This is a genomic window from Dyadobacter sp. OTU695 (assembly GCF_038440355.1).
GTDB lineage: Bacteria > Bacteroidota > Bacteroidia > Cytophagales > Spirosomataceae > Dyadobacter.
The window spans coordinates 185,176-210,133 of sequence record NZ_JASATN010000014.1; the positions used below are offsets into that span (position 1 = coordinate 185,176).

17 protein-coding genes and 2 pseudogenes are annotated in these 24,958 nt (G+C 41.2%); 11 read left to right on the forward strand and 8 right to left on the reverse strand.

The features are described 5' to 3' along the window. Nucleotides 1-913 precede the first annotated feature (913 nt). From AAHB90_RS23655 to AAHB90_RS23675, 5 genes and pseudogenes are all read left to right on the forward strand, one after another. The gene (locus AAHB90_RS23655) at nucleotides 914-2,134 is read left to right on the forward strand and encodes a hypothetical protein (RefSeq protein WP_342087719.1); all 1,221 of its coding nucleotides are present in this window, start codon (nucleotides 914-916) and stop codon (nucleotides 2,132-2,134) included. Between the two features lie 5 nt (nucleotides 2,135-2,139). Continuing rightward, nucleotides 2,140-6,582: a hypothetical protein gene (locus tag AAHB90_RS23660; RefSeq protein ID WP_342087720.1), complete on the forward strand. Its 4,443-nt coding sequence runs from the start codon at nucleotides 2,140-2,142 to the stop codon at nucleotides 6,580-6,582. After that, nucleotides 6,579-10,793, forward strand: a complete 4,215-nt coding sequence (locus AAHB90_RS23665) for a hypothetical protein (protein ID WP_342087721.1) — start codon at nucleotides 6,579-6,581, stop codon at nucleotides 10,791-10,793. The genes AAHB90_RS23660 and AAHB90_RS23665 overlap by 4 nt, the downstream gene beginning before the upstream one ends. An 83-nt stretch (nucleotides 10,794-10,876) precedes the next feature. Further along, nucleotides 10,877-11,680 carry a hypothetical protein gene (locus AAHB90_RS23670; protein WP_342087722.1) on the forward strand — a complete coding sequence of 268 codons (804 nt, stop codon included), beginning with the start codon at nucleotides 10,877-10,879 and terminating at the stop codon, nucleotides 11,678-11,680. Nucleotides 11,681-11,953: 273 nt separating this feature from the next. Further along, nucleotides 11,954-12,061, forward strand: a pseudogene (locus AAHB90_RS23675) (transposase); the annotation flags it as partial. Between the two features lie 68 nt (nucleotides 12,062-12,129). Here AAHB90_RS23675 and AAHB90_RS23680 read toward each other — a convergent pair. Then, the gene (locus tag AAHB90_RS23680) at nucleotides 12,130-14,025 is read right to left on the reverse strand and encodes a tail fiber protein (RefSeq protein ID WP_342087723.1); all 1,896 of its coding nucleotides are present in this window, start codon (nucleotides 14,023-14,025) and stop codon (nucleotides 12,130-12,132) included. A 1,220-nt stretch (nucleotides 14,026-15,245) separates the two neighbouring features. On the opposite strand from AAHB90_RS23680, the gene AAHB90_RS23685 reads away from it, so the two are divergent. The 4 genes from AAHB90_RS23685 to AAHB90_RS32850 all read left to right on the forward strand — a co-directional run bounded on the left by AAHB90_RS23685 (nucleotide 15,246) and on the right by AAHB90_RS32850 (nucleotide 18,653). Next, on the forward strand, nucleotides 15,246-15,416 hold the full coding sequence (locus AAHB90_RS23685; RefSeq protein ID WP_342087724.1) for a hypothetical protein: 171 nt from the start codon (nucleotides 15,246-15,248) through the stop codon (nucleotides 15,414-15,416). A gap of 664 nt (nucleotides 15,417-16,080) precedes the next feature. Then, on the forward strand, nucleotides 16,081-16,866 hold the full coding sequence (locus AAHB90_RS23690) for a helix-turn-helix transcriptional regulator (protein WP_342087725.1): 786 nt from the start codon (nucleotides 16,081-16,083) through the stop codon (nucleotides 16,864-16,866). A 133-nt stretch (nucleotides 16,867-16,999) separates the two neighbouring features. Beyond that, on the forward strand, nucleotides 17,000-17,584 hold the full coding sequence (locus tag AAHB90_RS23695) for a hypothetical protein (RefSeq protein WP_342087726.1): 585 nt from the start codon (nucleotides 17,000-17,002) through the stop codon (nucleotides 17,582-17,584). An 895-nt stretch (nucleotides 17,585-18,479) separates the two neighbouring features. Then, a complete protein-coding gene (locus AAHB90_RS32850; RefSeq protein WP_446717922.1) occupies nucleotides 18,480-18,653 on the forward strand; it encodes a hypothetical protein in 174 nt (57 codons plus the stop codon). 264 nt (nucleotides 18,654-18,917) lie between these two features. Here the strand turns inward: AAHB90_RS32850 and AAHB90_RS23700 are convergent, their stop codons facing one another. The 5 genes from AAHB90_RS23700 to AAHB90_RS23720 all read right to left on the reverse strand — a co-directional run bounded on the left by AAHB90_RS23700 (nucleotide 18,918) and on the right by AAHB90_RS23720 (nucleotide 22,061). After that, nucleotides 18,918-19,904 (reverse strand): type II toxin-antitoxin system HipA family toxin, encoded by a 987-nt coding sequence (locus AAHB90_RS23700; RefSeq protein WP_342087727.1) that lies wholly within the window; start codon nucleotides 19,902-19,904, stop codon nucleotides 18,918-18,920. Beyond that, on the reverse strand, nucleotides 19,901-20,233 hold the full coding sequence (locus AAHB90_RS23705) for a HipA N-terminal domain-containing protein (RefSeq protein WP_342087728.1): 333 nt from the start codon (nucleotides 20,231-20,233) through the stop codon (nucleotides 19,901-19,903). The genes AAHB90_RS23700 and AAHB90_RS23705 overlap by 4 nt, the downstream gene beginning before the upstream one ends. 2 nt (nucleotides 20,234-20,235) lie before the next feature. Next, entirely contained in the window at nucleotides 20,236-20,439 is a 204-nt protein-coding gene (locus AAHB90_RS23710; RefSeq protein ID WP_342087729.1) for a helix-turn-helix domain-containing protein, read from the reverse strand. Nucleotides 20,440-20,858: 419 nt separating this feature from the next. Beyond that, nucleotides 20,859-21,416 carry an antirestriction protein ArdA gene (locus AAHB90_RS23715; protein ID WP_342087730.1) on the reverse strand — a complete coding sequence of 186 codons (558 nt, stop codon included), beginning with the start codon at nucleotides 21,414-21,416 and terminating at the stop codon, nucleotides 20,859-20,861. A gap of 408 nt (nucleotides 21,417-21,824) precedes the next feature. Continuing rightward, complete coding sequence (locus AAHB90_RS23720; protein WP_342087731.1) at nucleotides 21,825-22,061, reverse strand: helix-turn-helix domain-containing protein; 237 nt, start codon at nucleotides 22,059-22,061, stop codon at nucleotides 21,825-21,827. A gap of 115 nt (nucleotides 22,062-22,176) precedes the next feature. Here AAHB90_RS23720 and AAHB90_RS23725 point away from each other — a divergent pair, with 115 nt between their 5' ends. Continuing rightward, nucleotides 22,177-22,968, forward strand: coding sequence for an RNA polymerase sigma factor (locus AAHB90_RS23725; protein WP_342087732.1), 792 nt, complete (start codon nucleotides 22,177-22,179; stop codon nucleotides 22,966-22,968). A gap of 3 nt (nucleotides 22,969-22,971) precedes the next feature. Next, the gene (locus AAHB90_RS23730) at nucleotides 22,972-24,063 is read left to right on the forward strand and encodes a hypothetical protein (protein ID WP_342087733.1); all 1,092 of its coding nucleotides are present in this window, start codon (nucleotides 22,972-22,974) and stop codon (nucleotides 24,061-24,063) included. A gap of 164 nt (nucleotides 24,064-24,227) precedes the next feature. Here the strand turns inward: AAHB90_RS23730 and AAHB90_RS23735 are convergent, their stop codons facing one another. Beyond that, the gene (locus AAHB90_RS23735; RefSeq protein ID WP_342087734.1) at nucleotides 24,228-24,701 is read right to left on the reverse strand and encodes a hypothetical protein; all 474 of its coding nucleotides are present in this window, start codon (nucleotides 24,699-24,701) and stop codon (nucleotides 24,228-24,230) included. A gap of 57 nt (nucleotides 24,702-24,758) precedes the next feature. Further along, nucleotides 24,759-24,958, reverse strand: a pseudogene (locus AAHB90_RS23740) (relaxase/mobilization nuclease domain-containing protein); the annotation flags it as partial.

A 24,958-nucleotide genomic window follows, 5' to 3' on the forward strand; every position in this document is an offset into this window, starting at 1 on the left:
TGAAGCAGTCCTAGAAAATATCGCGACCGAATAATAACTTTCAACATATTCTAAAAGTCATTTTTTGGTGAAACACATTTTTCTTCTCAACTTAGAGTAGCTCCAAATGTGTTGCACATTTCCCCTCTACGATCATGGAAATCTATCAAAGTGATTGCATTAAGTCTACAGTTGTGCCGGCTCCACACCAAGCACTCCGTAAAACATCCCGATACTCGAAATGCTCTACGGGATAGCAAGGATCTAAAATATCATTTGCGCAGACTCTCTGAGAGACACTTTTGATTTCAGAATACGTCCGAACCTGCGAAGACAATTGAATATAAGGTTATCTAACTGACGTCAGGTCTCATTTCGAAGACTTTTTTGACTCTACAATTTATTTCATTTACTGTTTAGAACCCGAATCAGCTAATAGAACCCACCTCATTAGTTAATTGCATTCATTATGGCACGGCTTGTGCCTCTGACTCAATTATACAATAAACAGATTTTGTCCTCATCTCTAATTCATGATGCGAATCTGTACCGTTTTCCAGCTATGGTATGGTACCTGCGCGAAGATACGTCTGTATACCGACCCAGCTACCCACTTCATATTGAATTATGAAGTGTTTTACGTGTATTGACGTTCGTAAATTAAGAAACATATAGTCGAACGAATCAAAAATAATCAAGCAATATGCGAGATAAATAAACCTATCATTATAAAATCATACGCCCACAGATGAATATACAACACTATTGCCGGAACCTGGCTTATTTTAGCACTTTCCTGCTGCTACTTGCAGCTAAGTCGAATGTCTCGTTCTTACTCCGACTAGAATTTCCAGATGGATTTGACAGATTGGCAAAGAAAAAACACATCAACCTTTACTCATCATTAGATAGTGCATGGTTAAATCGTGCCAGTATGAGTGATACATGGAGACTTACAATCCAAGGTGCTCACGATACTATATCAATAGACACGAGGTGTGATGTTATACATTCGATGACTAAAGATGATACAAATGGCTATTTAATTCTCGGAAGTATCGCTTCGAGAAACTCCCAGAGAAGCTCTATCGAACTGTCACAGATCAAAATACAAGGTGATAGTGTTGTAGCTAATGTGCTTGTTTCAACAGACACGTTAAAAGTGGATCGATTGTCTTGCGACAACGCTGGGCTCTTCCACCTAAGGGCGAAGGATGGAAGACTTATACTGTGGAGTTATCGAGGGAAATGTAATATAGATTCAGTTATCTCCCTTTCAAAATTTGATAAAAATAGTATAACTAACGGACGATATACGGCAGTCGGGCTTTCAAAAAATGGATATTCACTTGTCATGAATTTTGATAAAAAGACTGGATATTTATCTGTAACAAAGTCTTTGAAAGATACAATTTTAACCGGCTCTGTATCGCGCCATGTGTTCACAGCACAAATCCCCGACGGCTCCGAGAGACTGATGAAACTAGATACCTCCACGATGTCATTCAAAGAATTAATACCAAACTTACTGAATCTAAAATTTGAAAAATTCATCAATGGATGGACTACTTCAAAACAAAGTTCTTCGACAGGCCTAATTAACGATAAGGGTATCCAAATAACTGCCCAATATTCTCGAAAATTGAAGAAAACGGTGAAGCTATTGTCTGTGAAAAGATTTCCCAACTCGGGCTGGGCATTTTTTAAAACAGAGGCGGGATATGCAGGATTTAATTACGAAAGGTCATTCTTAAAAATTAAAGGAAGGCCCTTTTCCATCCTAGTCAATTTAGATAATTTCATCACCAGTTCGAAAGATAATATAAGACATATATATTTAGATGATAGTAGAGAAATATTCTTTAATACAAGCAATAAAAAATATCTAATCTACAATCGGGAAGATAAAAAACACATTTCTTGCAAGGTTTTCAACTTTAAACAATCAACTGATGAAGATATAGTTGAAATACTTGCGGCGAGGGAAGTTCCAATATTTCCGGTTCGGTTAAAATCAGGATTATGGAGATACCTAAATATAGATATGGATGGAAATGCACGAATGGATTCAGAAACCTACAAATTTGCGTATCCATTTCACCTAAACTATGCTCTTGTTAAAGTTGGCGGCGAATCGAATTTGATAAAAAGATAAACGAAATGACAAAGTACTCTATATCAAGACGTGGATTTTTGAAACTATCGTTATCGATCGCCTCTCTATCAATGATAGAAAGACAAGTATTGGGTCTACCAACAGATGATGAGCCTTCTAGCGAAAGCAATAATTTTGTTAGAGCAGCATTTCGTCTTTCACGATATGAGAATTTGCTAAATCTAGACATCTACTTCGTTTCTGCAGAGCCTCGAAAAATAAAATACCATCGAAAAAGCAAGAAAAAGGACAAATATATACAAATTCTTGGGGGGAATACTGGCTTGTACTCACAAGACGAAGCATACATGATAGTGAGGCTTCCTCAGCAACATATATCGGAATCATATATGAACGATGCCAATTTAGCTGGGGATGCGGATCTAACAAAATACCAAGCTCAATGCATGATTTCGGGGTATAGTTTTCTTGTGTTCCGACTGATCCAACCTATCAATGATAACACATTTAACATCCCTCTGAACTATGAATCCTTAACGGATTGGAATAACCCAAGATTCAGGCTAGTTGTTAGACAAAATCTAAAGCATTCGATCTTTGACTCCAACGCAAATAGCTATCCGCTTGGATATGCCGACTTCGATGGTTCAAAGAGATACAATTATAACAAGTTTCCAAGATCCGAGGAAAGCAGCTTAGATGCGAATCCTATTACAACAATCGAGGCGCCATCCCGTTTGCTCCTATCTCCTCTTTTGCCTGACCAGGACCAATTCGAATTCTACTGGCTATTTTCTAATAAAAATTTAACACAACTGCGGCGACACTCTTCCCTGCACAACACTGTTGACAATGAATTGTGGATGGCAACGCTAACAATTCGCACAAGGCGCGCTCCAGACTTCAAGTACAACAAGTTGGAGACCAATCCTGAAATGAATGTTGGAGTGATTGCAGCCGTGGACAGAGACACATTGAGATTCCCCAAGGCATTGTTTGAGTCATTGCCGGATGCGAATGACAAGAGGGACCTCGAAGACCTATATATAAAGTATAAGTTGAGAGCAAATGTGGATTCACTTACTTTTAGTCCATTAGGCCTAACGACTAAGATCAATTTCAGGAATAGGCTACTAGCGCCAGACTCTACTAATTCCCTAAACAGTTCTAAGTCAACTGATGGCCCAGTAACTAATTCTATTCCAGCGCTAATTGATTGGCAGCAGAATATCGCGTTTGGACGCGACGAGGAAGTTGTTGTCACAAATCTATGGGTTGACCTCGAGACAGGTTTGAAAATGCTTGTAGTAAGAACGACAAAGAGATCGACGGTTGCCGGAAATTCAATTTTGGTTTATCGCGAATATATTCAGCCGCTAGATCGAAAAAAGAACTTTTCTAATCTAGATATTCAAGCATCCGAGCTTTATGATAAGGGAGCCTATAAGGCCAATATCCCATTTAAAGAAATCAGGTTTGCAAACTTGGACAGAAAGCAGATCGTGCCATTGATGGAGAAACCTACCGTCATAAATAAAGTGTATCTCAATACGGAACTCGCCGTGATAGACTATTCGGAAGATAGTGATTCTCCTAAACAGATACTCGCTTTTTGGCCATTAGATTTTTTTTCGAGTGAAGATATATATTTCACCTGCATTCTCACAGATTGGGAGGGGAATGAGGTTTCATTTGAAAAGAGGTTCTTTTTGGTGAGCAAAGACTTTGAATCACCTGTTGACTCGGATAGGGCAAATCAAATACAAAAAGTATTTGGTAGCTCTGCTAGGGCTGAATTGACAGAATGGAAAGATTCGTACATTTCGAAGGAGTCAGAATTGGAAAATTCCATTTTGTTGGCGGAGGGCGGCTTACAAGGTATACTTAAGTCTGACTTCTATGTTTTTTTGAATGAGCTGGAATCATTTAAGAGCCTCGTTCTAGAATCGAGGATTGAACTTAGCAAAGTGCATGATTCCATAAAATGCCGTAGAAAACTCAGAGAAGTCCTAGGTGAACAAATTTCCAAATTTGAAGCCCAACTTGAAAATTCAAATGGGGATGATGTTTCAAGTGTTATAGGCCTATACGGAGCTGAGCAGTCGGCTCTTATAATGAGTCATACCATAAATTTGTTGAGTGCTATTGACAAATTTAAGTATGATGATAAATTTCAGTACTATCGAGGTGCTCTTGAAAGATCCATTGAGTCCGTGCGGAAATTACAAGAAATCCTTTTAAATGGCGCGCTGGATAGCCTATTACGTAGAATAAGCATTGTGATTACGTCTAGTGCCTATGCAAGTAGAAGTGGAATACTTTTTCAGGAATTTAACCGGATTTCTCATGCGTTGTCAGGATTAGTCCAAGCAAATGCTGCTATTGGCAGACTTGAGTCCGGGATAAAGAATAAATGGCATTTAGGGTGTCGACTTGTCACCTTTGTCGCAAACTCCGTTGAAAATAAGAGTCTAACTGATCGTGTTGAAGACAACTTAGATGATGCTAAAAATAAAATTGCTGGTTGGTATGAACCTAAACGAGATATATTAAACAGAGAGCTGGCTCGATTCGAGACTGAGTACATAATAATTAATGCTCGATATAAGGTGGTTTCAAAAGAAAGTAAGATGTTCGATTTCTTTGATGAGAACTCCTGTTTTCCTCAACTGCACTCGGCGCAGGTCTACTCACGGGCTGTTAGCGATTTAATAAATTATAGAATTCCGATTTCAATCAGGATCGCGGAAAAATACTACAAAAACCAAGCGAATGAATTTATTTTTAATCTGCAAGAAAATCCGTCAGCCGTTTTTGCTGAAGTAGCTGGAGATAGTCAACAATGGATCAAATCGACGCTGACAAAAGCTAGCCAGCAATTCGGTGGAATCATTTCTCCTTCACTACCTTCTCAATTTATAACATTTCTTGGCAAAAGAAAGGGTGATCTGGATCGTGAGCTAAATCGCCAAATCGCCGATATAAGCGATAGGATTAGTGACCTTGCGTCGCTACCTCGCTTGACAAAATCAGAGGTGGATCGCATTAAAACAGATTTAATGGAAAGGAAGAAGCACTTAGATCAACAGGTGAAAAATTTTGCCGAGAATACAAGAGATCTTGAAAATACAGTAAGGCAAGACTTAATATTTATATCACAGGAGACACATGAGGCTTTTTCTGCTGCAAAGGACTGGGGGGCTGAACAATTTCTATCCGCAAAGGAATTTTTTAGTGGATTGGATTCCAAAATTCTTGGTAGCATTAATCTGAGGGATATCCTAGGCCAGGGCTTTGATTTGCCGAAATTTATTAGATTCAAAAAAAATGGCAAATCGTATGTGTCATATCACTTCGTAACTGATCGCTTCATATCACTTGATATGGGATTATTCAGCTTTAATAATTTTAGCAGCTCACAGGATGGAAGAAAGACAGATACAAGCCTGGCTGTATACTTTGAAAGATCAATCCCCTCTGCTCCGCCAGTACATGGGGGATCCGTGGTAGCGGATGAAGATTTCACCTCTCAGACGAGATTGAGCAACTTTCAGATTGGCATTTTACAAAGGCGTCTCGTAATCAATTTCGAATCTCTTTCGATCAACAGTTCAAAGACCCAAGACAGAAAGGTAGACGTGCGACTGGGGGCCATTACATTTTCGGGGGAACTTTCCTTTGTTGATTCACTCGCATCTGCGATGTCTGCACTAACTCAGCTTCCAGGACTGAAGGTATTGCTGCATCCTAAGCGAATTGGAGTTAGTTACAGCTTCGCAATTCCAAATATTACAGGCGGAGTTTTCAATTTATCTAAACTACGATTCACTGTCGGCGTTATCCTACCATTATCCACAACCACAAAGGGAATGCCGATATCGACAAGTTTTGCAGTTGGGGCGATAGATGACAAATTTGTGGTTTCGGCAGGGATTTTTGGCGGTAGAGGGTATTTCAATCTGGTTACAACCGGGAAGAGGCTACAGAGAATCGAAACTGCGATTGAATTTGGGGGATATCTCGGAATCAATTTAGGAGGGATTGCCACCGGAGAGGTTTACCTGATGGCTGGCGTATTTTTTTCATACGACTATTCAGAACAGAAGTTGATTCTTTCGGGGTATCTCATATGTGGTGGTACTGTCTCCGTGTTTGGCTTTATAACGGTTGCGGTTCAATTTTATGTCTCCCTAACCTATGAGCAGTATCAAGGTCAAGCGACGCTATACGGTACGGCAAGCGCAACCTATTCAATTAAGATAGGATTTTTTAGAAAATCATTTTCCTTAACTTTTTCGAAGCGAATCACAGGAGCAAATTCCATAGGAGGAGATCCGGCAAATCCAAGTAGCTCAACTAACACACCTTTGACAAGTCGAGCGATAGACAGTCAGTTCACAACCCTATACCAAGAGGAAGAGGAGGATATTTTTGATGAAGACATTTGGGCACATTTCGTAAATGCATTTGACAAGAAAGGAATATGAGCAAGAACACCAAAATAGTAGTGACCCTAATTCCAAAAGGCTGCGATCAAAATAGCCTTCACTTTACGTTGTCATTCAACCCTCGACTACCTGACACAGGTTTTTTGAGTGACTATCATGAGATACTCAATTGGCCAAGCTATGCAAACTTTGTGCGATTATTCAGTCTACCTATGAACATATCTTTTTTCGCCAGGGAGCGCGTGGATAATATATTTATGGTTGGCCGTACTAGCAAAATTTACTCTCTCAAAATTTCTAATGCGAAACTATGGAAACAGAATGATGCTAGAAATTTTTGGAATTCCGTGATGCCGCGGGCGACGCCCGTTAGCGGTTGGCTATTTGACGAATCTCGATTCGATTTGGCTGAGATGGTTGATCTGAATAATTTTAAAAATAGGATTATTGGCATTATTGATGAGGAGGTCAAGAATGTGTGGAAGGAGTTTAGGCTCTGGGATGAGAACTTTGCCCCATCGTTGGAGGAAAGCAGCATAGATGAGAATATCTATACCTTGCTTAGTAACCTCAATGATATTCGAGATCTAGTATATACGGATATAGAAATGGTACTTGCCAGATTAAGGAGCAATAGCAGAGTTGGATTTGCAGAGTATCCGGTATATGAAACACTTCTTGAAAGGATACAATCTGAAATTATTTATACAAATAAGAAAATTAATGAATTAATCGAAGGCGTAAAGCGGGAAGAAGAGACCGTCAGATTGAATCGGTTAAATTCTGAATTTCACAAGCAGTTTTCGATTCTTGGAAGTTACCCTAATGTTTTACGAGGACTGGGTTGGGTTGTTGATTGTTCTATTGATATTGATGATGACCTAAATTTCGATTTACGAAATCTCACTGGTGGAAATGGTCAAGGATTTGTAAAAATAGTGGATTCCTTCAGCCTAGATGGTGTGAGGAAAGAAGACCGACCATTGGCTAAATTTTTGGAAGAGGTTGACTTTCTTTATACATTTACCGCTTTCAGCTATAAGGAGGAAAGCGGAAACCGTGACTTTTCATACGGCTATTTTCCTAATGCAGCGTCTGACGCAGCATTTGCTATAAACGATGATTACTTAGTAGTTAAAAATGGTTGCCTGGCGACATCTTTCAAAAATGAAGAAGGTACATCTATTCAGCAAATATCTGTTAATCTGACGGGAAAATCATATTTGGATTCGCTTTTAAATATTGCCAGGACGACAAGTGGGGAAAAGCTGAATATCAGTTCTACAAAAAACAATAATGAAGGAATTGGAATTACTCTGACGGTGAAAAACCTGGTAGATAAATTGAAAAATCAGCTAGAAAATCAACCGTTGCCGACTCTCGATAAAGTAAGTGATAGTTACATTATTTGGGGTCATCATTTGGATTCTGGTTACCGGGTTGATGTTGCATCTTACAAATTAGATGAAAACAATGAATTTGACGAAAACACTCTTAGAATAAATTCTCTCGTAGAAAGAAGGTGTGAATTTTATGTAGGTGGCACTACTAAGAAGCTCGAATTGCCCGATGGTGCCGAATTCGATGAGGGATTTATAGGTGAATCTTTTCAGAGGGGGCGTAATGATGAATTGACAAAAGAGCAATTAATTGTTGGCAATCAGATGTTCAGTTGGCCGGGATGGAGTCTAGTCGCACCATTGAAGAAACAGAAGCGGCCGGATTCAAGTACCCTGAGACAAAATGGAGATTCGCTTAGAGTAATTATTACCGTGCCAGAAGGTTCAGTTACGCCATTGCGTCTTCAAACGTATTACTTGTTTCGACTTCGCGTTGTCGACATCTGCGGTAACAGCAAGGGAAAAGCATCAGAACTTGAAGTTTCGGACTTAAAAAAAGAGATAAGACAATTTGTTCATTCGCTAGATTGGCAAGACGAATGTTGGTCAACCCCAATCCTGTATTTACGGACTGACGGGATAGATACTCCCGGCATTTTCTTCCCGCGCACGAAGTTGACAAACCGAATTGAGGATCCGCGCACTTTAATTGTGCAAACCAATTTTTTGCAACCTGGGGCGTCAAAGTTGGTATCTCAGAGGAGACTTACGCCTCCGAGGGCAAATCAGTATTTTATCAGCATTCACTCTGTGCTAGATAAGTATCTAAAGGTTAAATATTTAAAAAAAATTAAGGGCCATCAAACATATAGAGAGTCTGTTAAAATTGGAAATCAAATTACTCCGAGGGGAATTGGAGAAAACTCAAAAATTCCATTTTTTGTCGATCCTGCGGTGGATTGTTATACATTTTCGCAAAGTGATCAGCAAGTTAAAGTTGACGACATCCCCGTATTTCGTACCGGAAAGCGAAATAACAAGACGAAAGGCACCAGGTCGCCGTTTCAAGTGGATGCATTAACCATTGAATTGAATGGTGATGATGCTCGTAGTCAAGGAAAAATCGTTACGAATTTTAATGTTGAACGGAACAAGCTGATGTTCGTTTTACCCCCGGGTGTCGAATTTCAGGATCCGGATAATAGCGAGAATAGAGAGGCAAGTATCGCGACAAAAGAGTCGGAATTGCAGCCAGATCATTTCGGACCAAAATATGGAGCCATTAAGATTAATGCGAGGCCGGGAAGTGGGCTAAGATATTTTTTGAATACACCTGATGCTGCCACATTAAGTTTAAACCTTATTCATGCCGTCCAGCAACCTTGCCTTATCTTCAACCGTTATGGCGACAAGAAAATCTTCCGCGCGAGGATTGAAGTCGGACCCGGAATAACAAAAACACATAGGTCTCTCGGTGAAACGAGTATAAACCTCCAAACTGTATTCGACTATTTTCCGGTATTTACTGCAGTATCCTTCAATTTGATTGCTAAATATGACATTTTAAATGGTCTCGCTAGTCTACCAAAAAATGTCGGCAGGAGAAGAAGTATTGCCAGAATAGTTAAAAGTGACGTTCTTCTAACGGACTTCTTTGCAAATGCTTATACTAATAAACATCAGCTGGGAAAATCTCCAGATCTTGAGCGTGATGTTGATTTTCCATCTCAAATGCTTAGCCATACCCTAGGTGATACAAATCATTATAGAGTTAGCTACTCTTTGGAAGTGGTTTCAAAGTTTAAAGATATTTTCCTGAGGCATAATCCGAGGGCGAAGTGTAGTATTAAGGCAATTCTACAACCCGAAGGTACGTATGTTAATGTCTTAAATTCTCAACAGCCGCCTATTCCTATAATCGACAGTGTCGTTCCCTTAGTTACCTGGGAAAAAACGTCGGCAAAAAAAAGCAAAAAAAATAAAATTTTGGATACCTACTATACACGATCTTGTACAAAATTCCGAATTTACTTCAGGGGTTCGTGGTTCGTCACAGGTGAGGGTGAACAAGTTGCTATTTTTTATGATTCATCTAATACAGTTGATAATCCCAAAGACTTGTTTTGTTCCCAAGTTGGTTATGATCCTATTCACAGGGACGCGGTCAAGCCATCTTCCTTTAATTTTGAACAGGTTGTTAATACTAACTTTCTTAGAGGCAAGGATATAGAAAATCTGGTGTTAGAAAATGCGGCCCTTTCACTGGGACCTGGAAGTAATGCTGCCTTGTCTAAACCGTTATCGATGAAAGCTCTCGTGTATAACGTCAAAGCAGACACTGTGACCAATAGATGGTATATTGAATTTGAGTATGACAGAAAGTCTGTCCCGAGGGATGCATACAGCCCTTTTTTCAAGTTAGCCTTGTCGCGATTTCAAAAAAACTCCCTCTATGATGGAAAAAAGATAGATTGTCGATTCTCTCCAACTGTATTAACATCTTTCTTCCAGGGCCTTCCGAATAGGAAGATCAAGATTGATCGGTTAAATAAATCTATTGAGTATCAGTGGAATCAGGTTCCAGGCAGTTCCAATGGATTGAACTTTAACGAAGTTTACGTCTTTGTGCAGCACTCAGAGGATGACGTAATGGACATAAGCTCAGGTAGGGAATTACAAAGTACAAATTCGAATCCTATCAAGATGCAGGTTGGTTACAAAGCCATGTCAATATTCAACTATGGATCTGTTCGAGCGGGTAGCATAATTCATATCGAGGAATATGAATTCTATTTTGACAAGTCTATTATGGTAGACGATAGTATGCCAAGAAACAACTACCAAAAAAGGCTTGTATTGAATTTGCAACTAGTGAAATTGATGAACGGGACTTTGCGTCCGGTTGAGTAATTGTTTGTTCTTTTAAATTCAGATCAATGAATTTCGTCGTTCTATTTCTTTGAACTATTTTGTAACAAATTAAACTGGACTATATGAAACGGTGGATACTATTTATCATATTATTAGCGCGTACAACGGTAGAGGGGCAAGTTGTAACGTTTGATAAAAATGGTTATCGAGTTGGCGAGTCTATCAAAGCAAACGTATCTGGTGGGCTTATTGGAGTTGAGAATGATATTATCAATTCCTCATTTTCCGCCACCGATGGCCAGATTGATTTGAAGTCAACGTCCAAGCCCGGATTCTATCGAATTAATTTCAAGTTCCTTACTGGCGATAGGCTTTACCTTCTCGCCGTCTTACCATCTGGTGAATCTTTCAGTGGAACTTTGAACTTTGAAATAGATGAATCGAAAAAGTTAGCTGTCGAGGTTCCGTTGCAGACGAGAATATTTAACTACTTTAAGCAGAGTTCGCCCGCTGTACTTCTTAATGCTTCTCGGGCGGGATTAAATAATTTTTGTGCAAAGAACGTGATATCTGTAGTTGCTAATGCTTCGTTTTGCATAACATCTGTAAGTGGAGGCGTGGTAGTGCTTCCTATTTGCAAGTCGTTAACGCAGGACAATCTTGAAGCGTTGGGGGTGGAGATGTCTTTGAGTTTTTTTACTGACATGAGAAATAAAGGTTTTATTACCGCTGATGAACTGACTAAACTAGTTGATTTATTAGATGATGTTGATTTTGCGGGTATATTGGACTCAAATTGCAGCTTATTGTTTAAAAATTTGCAGAAATTGGCCGATTCTGACAATGCAAAAATAGCGCTGGGTTATTTTGAGCAGCAGTGCAAAACTACAGTTTTAATCGTTGAGACATTTCGCAAAGTTCCGTAATTTGGGATGGGATTTTGAGAATTTTTGCAGGTCAGCATCTTCGTCAGGTCAATTCACTTACTGATGAAACGACCATCCTTTATTTTATATTAACCGGGGGTTTTTTGTATCTTTTTAGGATTTCAATAGCTGAATTTAATTTGACTTAATCGCGAAGGGTTTGGACACTTACACAAGTTTTGTGAAGTAGCGATGACCTCCCCCGGCAAACGAGACAGCTGATAATTGGAGATTTTCGGTGGCAAAAACAGGTCGAAATTGTAATTTGTCACTATGAAGAAATCGAAATTCACAGAAGCTCAGATCGCTTTTGCCCTTAGGCAGTCTGAAACTGGGACGCGCGTCGAGGAGATATGCCGACAGCTGGGAGTTTCCCGGGCCATTGTTTGCATTGGGCGGATGCTGGAATGGCGAAAAACTTGCCATCACGATAGCAATAAAATTTTGTCTCATGGTCGTATTTTTATGATGTAGTTGACACCAGCATTAATTGGGCGAGTTTCATCGTTTCCTCCAAGTACTTGATGGCCATGGTGACCAGCAAATTGAGTATCCCAAGCTATTTTGCCCTCTCCTACACCTGGCTTTTTCTTGGAAGCATCTGCGCGTGCTATGCCACCAAAATTGCCATCATCGTAGTTGCCGCCTGGAGCGACGTATGGATCTTGCCAAAGGAAGTTAAACCCACCGTGGTTATGATCGCCTACCTGATCTGTGTAAAGTCCGGGGTTTTTTGTAGAGCCAATCTGTATGGAGCCTATGCCTCCTTGAACTCCCTCCGAATTAGCGAACTGGCTTGAATTGGGGTTATTTGTTCCACCGCCTACTCCTCTTAAAAATAGCCCTTGTAGGTTTGGAATTCGAAATTGAAGGCCGTCCTTTCCCCACTTGTATCTAATAACTTGGAAAAGTTCTTTGTGATCGTCTATATTAAGCAGAGTTCCGTCGCAGATCATCCACCCGTTCGGGACGTGGGAAGATTCACCTGAATATGCCAATATTGCCCCAACTGGCATATATCCCTTGCTCAGGCGTTCCTCTATGTCAGCAACCCGCTGTGCTAAATCGTTCTCAAAGTCAGTGTGCGTGAAATCCCCGAAATTAATGTCTCCAAGCGGCGTAATCGTTTCAGAGCCTTGGAGATAACTGTTTATCATAAAAAAATTACTTGCATCACTGAAGACATTTGAATTTACCTGAACTAGATTAATAGATTTGGCAATAATTTCTTTGCCGTTAAATTCGACTGTAATGTCGCGTTCCTGCAGCAATTTTTTGAGTGATTCTTCACTTAGTTTTATATTGACATCTGTTTTACCGGATATCACTCCAAATAGAGCTGATCCATCGACTTTAACACCAACGTCACTTGTTCTTTTCCACTGATCGGTGCCATCTTCCTTTTCAAACATTTTGTTTAAAGTTTTGCTGACTATTGTTGGCTCTAGATCCTCAGCCTTATACGTAGAAGCAAATTCTATGTTTTTTAAATCAGAGGCAGTCTTTTGATTAAATTTATTGAGCATTTGCTCGTAAATCGATTGATTAAAACGATCCGGTGCTTCTATTTGGCATTTCGCATCCATGGTTGAGGAAGTGTTGCGAGTCAGTTCGCGAAGGTCGTCTCGATGCACAAATCGGCTACTGTTTTTCTCGTCACCAAAAAGTTTTACGTATAGATTGGACTTTATTAAGTCAGAATATTTTACAGAGCATCGGTTTTCCAAAATTCCTTTTTGCTTGCGTAAGATAGAAAAGTGAAGTCTTAAATTGCCGAATTGGTTTTTTAATTCTGCCGATTGATCTTTCGTATTGCTGACTATTCGAATTGCTATACTACTGGGTACGCTAGGTATTGAAAACTCCGTTTGATCTAGTATTGACCCGGTGCTAATTGCATCTAGATTAGTCGATGTTATGGTTATTTTTCCGATTCCATAAGGTAATACATTGGATTTTTTTATTCGATAGGCAACTGATGGGAGGACTTCTTGCAAGCTAGCATATGCGCGATTTTGGGCCTCGTTCGTAGATAGCAGAATTCGTATTTCTAATGCCCATTTAGGCCCATACATGAAGGGCCCTTTAATGTTTATTTTACCGTTTTTGCCAAGCTCCGGAATCAACAGCGGGTCAAATCTAAATTGCATCTGCTCTGGTTTAAGATCTGAATTACTTAGCGATGGAAATATTTTGAAATTTCGATTGGCTATTTGAAATACAGCGATATTTCTTGCATCATCGACGAGTTCGTCCTGGGCCTCAACGGTTTCTGTTGAAAATGACAGGAGGCAAAAAAACAATAAAATTCGCATGCCTGTAGTGGAATATATTTTATTTTTCATAGAATAAATAAGGGGTGTTATTCTTTTTAATAAGAGATATTATAGAATGAAAACTGACAGTGACAGTACAATTTAATTGCATGAACTATCTAGTATGTTATCGGATTTTAAATACTAGAATGATATTTTTAGGAAATTTAATAAGGTCTCCTTATTTAAAGATAGCCGGCATGAAAAGCGGTGTGGACGTATGGCTCTGGTATATGTGATATTGATTCGTCTTCGCGATCTGTGCGACAGAAATTTCATAATTTATTGCCATAATTTATATGATTTTTTGAAAAAATTATTATTCGGTTAATTCTCGGTACGTGGATCCTTTCAGTGTACTATATTTGTTCCAGCTGGCTGTCGGAATTATCTCAGAACTTTGTCTTTTGCTGTTTATCGGTCTTTCGATAATGCCCTCCTTTTATGCTTTCCACGTTTCATTTGTAGTCTTTTATCAGTCTTATTTCGTTTTATATGTCCATTTTGCCTTTATTGCCAAATTTGGGCATTGTAGTCAATGGCAAGACACCCGATTCTTGTTTCGAATGCTGACATGAGACATCCGTTTTTTAAGCGAGCTGGTTGGCTGACAGGAAGTTTCTTTGTAGGAGTTGCGATGGAGGCCTTTGATCGTTTTTTAGAGCGGTTTTCAAATGATTGATGCAGTGTTTTGTTATTGGGTTTGGTGGTAATTTTCGGATTCCATACCAAGTTGGATGTGGCAGTCAAATTTTCTGGGAGCACGACTTATGGTCGTTTCGATGTTGGAAGATAGACTAAGCAATTTGTCTTCGTTCTTAGTAAGCTGCGCCCCATGCGCCTTACCTGATATCTCAATCATTGTAGGGCGTTGACGTAAAGCCAAAGTCTTCCTTGACCCCAGGCCAGTGAAGCGTTTCAGCACGATGAAATGGTTACCATGCTGGGGAGTGCGCCGGATCATGGGGAGCAGGACTTCGAAAGGATTGTAAGCGGATACAATAGCATGGAATACTGGTTGACGGAAATTGCGGCCAGAAGGTTTTCAATTGCAGGGCCTTTTTCTAACCTGGGTTTTACGGTTAATTGTCTGGGAAATATTCATCTTTTTCATCGGCGCGAGAGAGCGTGAACAAATCAGGATCTTCATCTTTTTGCTTGAGACTTCGTAGTGGGCAAGACATATCACTTTTGATCGGCAATCTTTTTCGTATTGATCTGCGCGGGCAAGGAAGCTGCCGCTCCGTTGCATGAAGGCGAGGAGCTCGCTCCGTATGAAAGGGACAAACGTGCGGGCGCTGGCTATCTGGAACGATAAGGCCAATAAGAAAAATGTCGAGTACATGCCGGTGAAAGCCAAGGCGGGCCGCCGGGGCGAGTATCACAATCCGAATTCATCGCTTAGCTGCCCAGGTTTTTAATGCTAGGTCTTCCACAAGTGGGCACTTTCCGAATGTTTCCGACCACTGGCGACTCGATACTGCCGGTACCAGAGCGGGGTGATGTCGTCTGCCGGTATGTCGAAGATTGGACGGCATTAAACCTGGAACGCTGCGCACCGTGATCTGGATGGAAGGCAAGACTTTGTCTACAAGAAAGTCACTATTTTGGCAGAAGAGAACAGAATGCTTCTCGTATCGTTGAAGCGGACTTATTACCCATATGAGATTCGTGCCGGAGACGTGATTGAATTCTGAAAGTTTCACAGCTACTTTTCAACGATGTGCCCCAGCGAGTGTTAAAGGTCGAACATATCTCGCAGACCATGGACACTATTTTGAAGCAATTATCGGAAATTCACGAAAAGATTTATATTAGGACTGTATTGCCTTTGCATCTGTCGAAGATCATATACGGAATGTTGTTGGAACAAATAATAGTGTAGTTTTGCTGCATATGATAACAAGTAGTAAACCTACGAAGATCTGCGACTAAGTATTAGCAGCCCGTTAGATACAGATGCTCATGGAGGCGGACCAAATTAACCCCTGACCACAGGGGATTAAAACTGAGCTACCTAACGGTAGGTTGCTTTGCACGGAATGCAATCTTCGTAAATCCTATACATAGGCCTTCCCATTTATTATGACGTTGCTGAATAATCCGTTTATTGATCTTTCACTTTTGAGGAAAATTTGGAAGTCTGATGTTATTGAATCTGAAATCCAACAGATGGATGAAGTCGTTCGCAACAATCCTCTGCTTGAAGAAACCCTGAGAATCAGAAAGGCCTCGTTGGCTGTGATCGACTTGAGGACGATGCAATATCTACGCACTTTTGGTGACCCACTTGCTGTTACCGGGTGGAACAAGGATGAATTTCTAAATGGTGGCGTATTGTATTTTATGTCTAAACTACCGCCCAATGACTTTGCTGGAGTTGAGAAAATGTCAAGACACATAAATGAGTATGTCCGGCGGGTCGATCAATCGTCTATCAATTCGTTCAAAGCGTTCTTTGATTTTAGAATGACTCGGCCCGATGGTTCATCGAGAAGAATTTTGCATGAAAGCTCTGCTCTCAGGCGAGATTCTGCTGGAAATATACTTTTTCTTCTTGGATTGATTTCCGACATCTCGCATCAAAAAAGGGGGAACTCTCAACATTTGCGACTCACTGACGGGAGAGAAAATTTAATCTACAAAGTAGACAGTGATACAGGCGAATCCACAAACTTGGAGTTACTGAGCGACCGGGAACTTGAAATCGCTAAGCTGGTTGGGCAAAAACTATCGAGTCAAGAGATTGCTCAGAAACTGTTTCTTAGCATCCATACAGTGAATACCCACCGCCAAAATATGCTTCGAAAAATGAACATGAGCGACATGATGGAGCTCTTAAATTTTTTAAGCGCGTATCAAGTTGTATAAGTTGGCATAGCAGTGATGTTAGTGAAGGTAAGTCTACTAGGTAGTGCAAATTACTGAGTACTCAGTATTGTAGTAACCGTCTTATTGATGGAAGTTTGTTTGTTTCAACTTCAATCTTTATGTTGCCTTTTTTATGAAAAATTTCTCTATTTTCAAGAATGCTTTAGTAAGCTTAATATTTTACCTAGCTTGTTCTAACAGTACCACCGCGCAAGATTATGCTGTCCGGCCGATTTCTGATTTTTTTCAGTCATATAGAGACAAGCATAAGATTATTATGGATTATGTTGAAAGTCAGCAAATTCCGTTGCCACAGCGCTTGGTACTCTACGATACAGAAATGACGAAATTGAAGAATGAGTTTCGAAAGGACCGTCTCGCGGAATATAAATCGAAGAAAGTGGAATTAACCCGTGAGCATAGCTGTACGAGCAGAAGTAATGGTGGCGTAAAAAAATGCGGGTGGAAGAGCGTCTCAGCACCCAATAGTAACATGTATACCCGAAAAGACTTGATTTATGTGAAAGGGACAAATAAAGGTACTGATGTGTCAGCGGATGGATCCAGTGCAAGTTTATTTATGTCCGTCGCCGGTAGCGGAAGAAATGCGGGAACCTTGTTTGCTACGTTTATTTACAAGCCCGACAGTATAATGACCTTGCTAGACAAAGAGACAGTAGAGTTATTTACACATGTGAACACCTTGGCATCTAGGTGATGTCTTTTTAAATAGTACAGACACTATTCATTTGGGCACCCAAATTTGGTACCCTTTTTCTACAATACCATTCGGCGGCCTATATTATCTACGTTTCATACAATGACTTCCGAATGAATATTGAGTTTGGCGGGCGGATTGTACCTTTGTTGGAGTTGTTTCGGTCAAATGAAAGTATTTTTCTACCTGTGAACAGCTGACTATAGATCACTTTTAAAATCCGCAAAGCCCTTCGTCATTCTGGATTCCTTGCTTTACCACATTCCGATTCCTGGTGATCACGATTTAGCGTTGTGTAGGCGTGCAGAGTTTTGCAGTTAAGTACCGGTGTCTTTTGTTACGAAAGCATTAAGGATGACATGCCTGTTGTAGACATGCTTAATGAGCTGGCCGAAGAACATCCTACCAGAGGTTTCGATTAGTATTATGGCAATTTTCGGAACAGAGGTCTGCCTTGGAATCGTAAACGGGTGCTTCGAATCCATCGAAATATGGAACTCAAATTAAAGCGTAAGCGAAAAAGGCGCATTCTGAAACGGCCGAAGCAGCCCCTAACCAAGGCTAAAATGCTATATAATACGTTGAACGGTCCGCCGTAGCGGTATGGATTTGTCAGCGATGCTCAGTTGTGGCAGGCGCCTGAGAGTATTAATAATCAGGGAAGGTATTAGCAGAGAGTTACTTACGGCATTTACAAACTACTCGATTTGCAGTACCAAAGTTGTTCAAGTCCTGGAACAAATAGAGTTCGAACGAGGGGTGCCATCCAAATGGTATGAGAAACGAAAATCGAGCACAAGTTTATCCAGCCAGGTAAGATGATGCAGAATGAATACAACTAGAGGCTGGACCGAAATTACCGGGAAGACATGCTGGATATCTTTTTTTTGATTCGTTGGAGCAGTTGCGAATTTTATCGGATAAATGGGTCGAAGCTTACAGTAGTAAGCATCCACATACGTCAATGAAAGGCTTAACGCCAAATCAAAAGTGCCGGCTAGTGGGAGATGGTGCTGTTGAAACAGAAAATCACAATTCTCTAGCCAAGTCTAAGACAGTAACCATCTAAAAGGGTAAGCTTACGCTCGCCTAAGTCCCTGACTTCCCATGGATGATGTTTGATTTTTAGCGAGGGATTTGAACGATTCATTTAAAGGACTGAAAATCAGCAAGACCTCTATCTTCTAGAAATCCCTTCCATGATGCACGGAAAACTCAAAATTCTAATGGGTGTGTATTGCATAACACATTGAATACTAGTGATTTGAGTAGATGAAATATTGCCTTGCTACATCGGGATTGGGTAAGGGGACGCTAGACATAGATGACAATTTCAAACCTTGACAAGCCTCCTCAGTCTAGTCTGATACGCCTGGAGATAACTCCTTTTAGAACGATCATTCAAGAATGAGGCGTTGACCAAGCTTTCGACCTTTTTCGAATTTGAAAGCATGGTGTTGAAGATGGATGTAATCGATTTCATACTCAAGCCTGCTTGCTCTCCAAGTGTATGGAATTGTCTGGTGATATTCCCCTTTGCTAGTTGAGGGGGTAGTAGGCCATCTTCCAGCGCAAAGTCGGAATCATTTACATGAATGCGGCTGTTAAGAAGATCGTACGCGGGACTCAGCCTGAAATCGCCCATGCCGGTTTCAATTATCGAGAAGTTCTTAAAATGGGCATCGCCATTTGAAAATAGATAATTGAACATGATTAGTTGAAATAGTTTAGGCGATTCTAATCCATAGATTGGAAGATATTTCTTCATTACGTTGAAGAGGTCCAGATAGTTACCCAGGTACTTGTAATGTTCCCCGTGGGTCTGAGGACTTCTGTTGGCCAAAGCGGCAAAATCCTCTACCGCCTTCTTTTTATTTCCGTCATGTACATCAAAGCGCTTGGTCAGATAGGCAGGTTTACCATTTTCAAAGAAAATAAGTGCATTGTCTGCCGTTTCAATGCCATAAACCTGGCGAGCTATTTGCATCGTCAGATGTTCATTGGCTGGCATTTGATCTGGGTTACTACCGATAGTGGGTATCGGTTTAAGGATGTGCGTTCCCTGCTCGCCCTCTCCAACCAATCTCAACTTACTTTTAACCTGAATTATGGAAAATTTTTCTTGGACGCCGGAAATTGACGCTCGCCTTTGGCTCTGCAAGAACGCTATGTTAGCAAGGCCCCCGGAAGCTGGCGAATCATACGGTAATACATGTGATACTTTCGCGCCATTGAACATTTTTTTCAGGCATGGTCTGCTGTAAGTATCATAGCCTTCGGCTAATGTACCCGGACAGTATTTGATATCCGGTATACTCATACTGAGTCGTTTGTCCGTTTGACTGTAACAGCTCCAATTGCGTCGTACTGCGCAACGTTCAGTAAAAGCCCAAAATAGTCGTCCTCATCAATTTTCAGGGACGTGCAGATAACATGCTTATTAACACCCTCCGGCAACATATTAGCAAAGAAAGGAAAAAGAGTTTTGGCGTTATATACCTTGACTGATTTCGGCAAAGTGAGGCTAACAGGAGGTTTCTGGCTGTTTGCTATCCAGGTATCTTCGTAGGCGAAGCTAAATGAACCGTCGTTATGCTGGATTAGTTTGCCAGCAACTTCGCCCTTGTACATAATTTCCGCCTGCCTCATAGCTATTGATTCATCGATTTGATTTGCAGAACGAGCTCCATTCCAAGTACATCGGCAACTTTTTCTAATGTGATGATGGTAGGATTTCCCTTTCCACTTTCCAGCTGTTTCAATGTTCTCAGTCCAACACCTGACACCTCGGCGAGAGTTTCCTGGGTTATATTAAGAAGTTTTCTTCTTTCCTTTACTATGCCACCAAGATGCATTGCTCTTCCCTTTTGTAAAACCTATTATTCAAATATACATCAAAAAGTGCATTAAAGTGCTCTTTTTGATGTTAAAAATGATTGCAGGTCGATAAATACAGGAAAAGTGCACTATACTGCACTTTTTGAAAAAATACCTGCGACTTACGAGCTTTTCTGGATGGGGTTTACCAAAGGTGGGGAAATTGAAATAGAAGAATATTTGCATTCTATAACTAATGCTACTTTTCGAAGAAGCCATCAGGCAATACATTTCAAACTGATCCAGCTCTGTTCAGAAAATTTCCGAATGAAACCTGGCCGGCCTCTGTTTGCGATTCGCGAACAGAAAACTGAATCTATAAAACATCTTGCATAGAAAGATCTAATGATTGAGTGCGACAACCTGACATCATCAGTTATCGCACTCAATCTCTTAATCAACAATCTGCAAAAACATGGCCTTCATATTCACTGTACCCTTCTAAAAACAAGTCTCTGGCGAAGGCTTCATAGTCGAAATATTTCTCGAGCGCGGATGGTACGCCGGACAGCAGCCCAGTTTCTTCGACGTATTGGTAGGCGTATTCAAGCTCTGGATCTTTCATCGATCCGCCAAAGTATCCGCGGTAGCTTTCCCTGAAACTTTCAAGTTGATCTTCCAGCTCATAGCGATTGTTTGGCCAATAGTTGATCTGTTTGCAATAAATCTCGAATGCTTCGGCAGTCTCATGGTCCATTTCACCGATGGCCTCGAAATATGTAAATGCCTCTTTATGTAGGCTGCATTCTGATATCAAAAAATCCGGGATGTTCTCCCAATCTTGGAACATCAGCTCTGGATCTAGTTCATTTCGATGAAATTCGTAGCAGTCTTGCAGGAATTCTTTGAGGTCAGCGAAGTCCGTCAGGTCAAACCACTTACCAAACAGCGACCCATTGTTGTAGTGGCTGTAAGTTCCTACATAGATTTTAGGAGTACTTTCAAGATTTCTCATGATTGAAAGGCATTTAAGTTGCTTTGGCCCCGGCTCTGTGCTCAGGGCAATCGCTGCCTATCGATCAAAGAAAAAATGACGGGGCTTGTCCCCTTGGTTGCAAGCCCATCCGGCGGTTTAAGGTGCGGCTAGCGGTCGAGCGGTCGCTAAAAAGCCGGATGACGGAGTGCAGGCTTGCAACCGTCATTTTTTTGCTTTGTAACTTTCGTTTGCACTGAACACGTTCAGTTTGATTTGCTGCTTACGAAGTTGTACAAAACCAAATACAGAATTCGGCTGAGGGAATTTGATCAGCCTTAAGTTGAATGAATGTGGATAACTGGAGTCTGACAAACTGACCGGAAACCGGATGCGTTCAAACTACGTTCAATTGCTTAATAGGCAACCTCTCAGGTGTCAAATGAAGTTTTATTGAGGTTTGAAGAAGGGGCTAAAAAAGTCACTTAGCTCGACCTCGAGCGCTTCTGCCAAGCGAATCATAGTATTGAATTCGACATTCTTTTTACCGTTTTCAATCTTGCTGATTTCGCTTCTTTCCATACCGATTGCTTCGCCTAAATCAAGCTGTATCATGTTACGATAAAGCCGAATTTCTCTGACGCGTTCCCCAAATCGGATGATTTCCTTCGAATAGCGATCTTTCACCTGTCATGCATTTTGCGAAAGGTGGGAGCAAATGCGAAAAAATAAAGTGGGTTATAACTCACATTTTAATTTGTTTACCTATATTTGTAACTGTTAGGATATAAAATGTCTCGCCATGGCGATAAGTGAACTCTCTAAGACATCAGCGCGCAACGAGCAATACCTGCTGCTTTTTCGTAGCGGTGACGAGCGCGCACTTAACCATTTTTATAAGCGGACTTATGATAGTCTGCTTTATCTTGGTAGAGGGCTGGTCAATGACGAGTTCCTGGTGAGCTGCATTCTACACGAATGTTACCTGAAAGTCTGGGTACACCGCGATAAGATTGAAAGCCTCCCTCACGCATACCGGTTTATTCGCCTCAACCTTCGTTGGCAGCTCTTGAAACATGTGCAAAAACCGGCATACCAGATATACCGGAAAATGACTGAAATAGACCACTTGGAACCTTTTCTGGGCGAAAAGCCAAATGTAGAGGGATATTCCAAAGATGGCACCGAGCAAAAGCGATGGAAGGAAATCGAGAAAGCGATCTCATTTCTACCCAAACAGCGCCAGTTAATAGCCAGCCTTCATTTCAGGGACGGACACAGCGCGCGCGAGGTGGCGAAAAGAATAGGAGCCAGTACGCTGCATGTGACCAGCGAAATCCAAAAAGCCGTAGAGGATCTTAAAAGGATAGTAGCGCCCCGCACGATTGTACCCATAAGGCAAACAAGGCAACCCTATCCTTACGATCATATCCTGAGCACCGAGGAGGCTGCGGTGTTCGGACTCAGGCAAGATCAGAAGAAGTCTTTTGCCGATATCGCCTCAATACTAGGCTACCCGCAAACCCAGGTGCAGCAACATTATATTAAAGCCTATCAGCTCATCAAAAATCACTGTAAACAAAATGGGCGTTAGGATATGGAAAAGCTTTTCACCACCAGAAAGATCCGGCTTTTGATCGATTCGGATGATATCGATCAGAAGAATAAGATTATCGATACGCTCTACCAATGGCGATATATCTGCTTCAAAGCTTCTAACCAGATCTATACCCATCATTACGTCCAGCAGCAGCTCAGGGAAATGCTCTATCTGACCGAAGGTGTAAGGGCAAGGCTCTCTGACATCAAAAAAGACGAGTATGGGATGCTGTCCACATCCAGAATGAACACCAGCTATCAGGTACTGGCTAAAAACTACAAAGGCAGTATCCCGATGCACATTATGAGCGCCTTGAACGGCAATCTGGTCGCCAGCTTTAACAAGATGAGCAAGGCGCTGGCCAGCGGGGAAAGCACCCTGCCTAGTTTCAAAAGAGAAATACCGATCCCGTTTAAAGGCACAGATGTGAAGAAATTGAGAAGTAGCAGGGAAGGAGCGGTATTTCATTTTTCACTATTCGATATCCCGTTCAGGACTTATTTGGGAAAAACGGGTCATGACAAGCGGGAAATGCTTCAAAGCTTATCCGCTGGTCAGGTAAAGCTTTGCACCAGCTCGCTGACACTAGACAAAGGGAAGATTTTCATGCTTGCCGTTTTTCAGACGGAAGCCGGTGAGCAGCAGCTCGACCAGGATATTATCGCTGAGGCAAGCTTGTCGCTGGACTACCCGATCATCGTCTCGGTCGGTACCAAGCGCTATTCCATCGGAAGCAAGGACGAGTATCTTTACAAGCGGCTTGCAATCCAGGCTGCCATCCGGCGGAAGAAAAAAGCAATGGTCTTTATGAATCAAAACAGCCGAAAGCAACTCCGCAAATCAACGATCGAGAATTTGATACAATCAGAGAAGCGTTATGTCACCCAAAAGCAGCACGTATACAGTAGGAGTTTAATTGATATATGCCTAAAAAACAAAGCAGCGACTTTGCTGCTCGTAGATCAGACGGAAAAAGAGCAGCAAGCCAAAGAAGATCCTTTCCTTTTTCGGAACTGGGGATATTACGGTCTCAAACAAAAGATAGAACGCAAAGCCGAAAAAGCAGGCATCGCAGTACTGATCGAATGAATTTTCACAGAGGCTGCTTGTACAGCCGCAGGATGAAACCATTAGCGGTTTCATTAAGTGCCTAAGGGCGCATACAACTGGGTTAGCTTAATTAAACGGTAAGCAAATGTGACCCGAAATTAGGCAGGTAACCGGTTCTGGTTACCTGCAATTTTAATTACATTCTATTCTGCGTCCACCGAAGCCTTAGGCTTTCTGCCACGCGGTTTTCCGGTGTATTCCGGTTTGGGCGTTTCAGTTTCAATCGCCAGCTCATAGCCTTTGGTAGCCTGATCAAAATCAAAAGTCGAGATCTTAAAGATCAGTTTTTCGCTATCGAAATTGACGCCCCCTTTTTCCAAAATAACGGCTAACGGAATTACATGGCCGCGGCCACTTTTTTCAAAGGAAAAAGTTTGATCGGAATTGGTAGATGGGACAAGATATACGGATTTAATTTTTCGCTTTCCTTCCTGCGTGCCGATTTTGAACTTAGTAGATTCTGGATCAATTCCCAGATCGCGCAGTGCGGCGGCCGGGAAAACAAGTTTACCAGAATTAGAAATGTAGCCCTCAGGAAGTGGTGCCGCCTTTGGGGCCTCTTTGGTTTTTTCTACGTTTTCCTCTGGGGAAAAGAATTTAATTGCTTTAATCTTCATGGGTGTAATGGGTTATTTTTGGCTAAAATAGAATATTGGTTTGGTTTGGCCTATTATTTACAAATGAAGCCCCATACTTCTTCGCTTTTTTCTCTTTCTCCTTTTCAGTTCGGGATTCTGGGTTGCATTATCTCCAATCCGGTTTTCCAGTAAGCTAAGCGAGTAGTCCCTGCCAATATCAGAACCCTTTACCGACATTTTACTTTGCATATGAAAAAATGCAATGCCCCGCCCCACATAGGTTTTATATCCGTGCC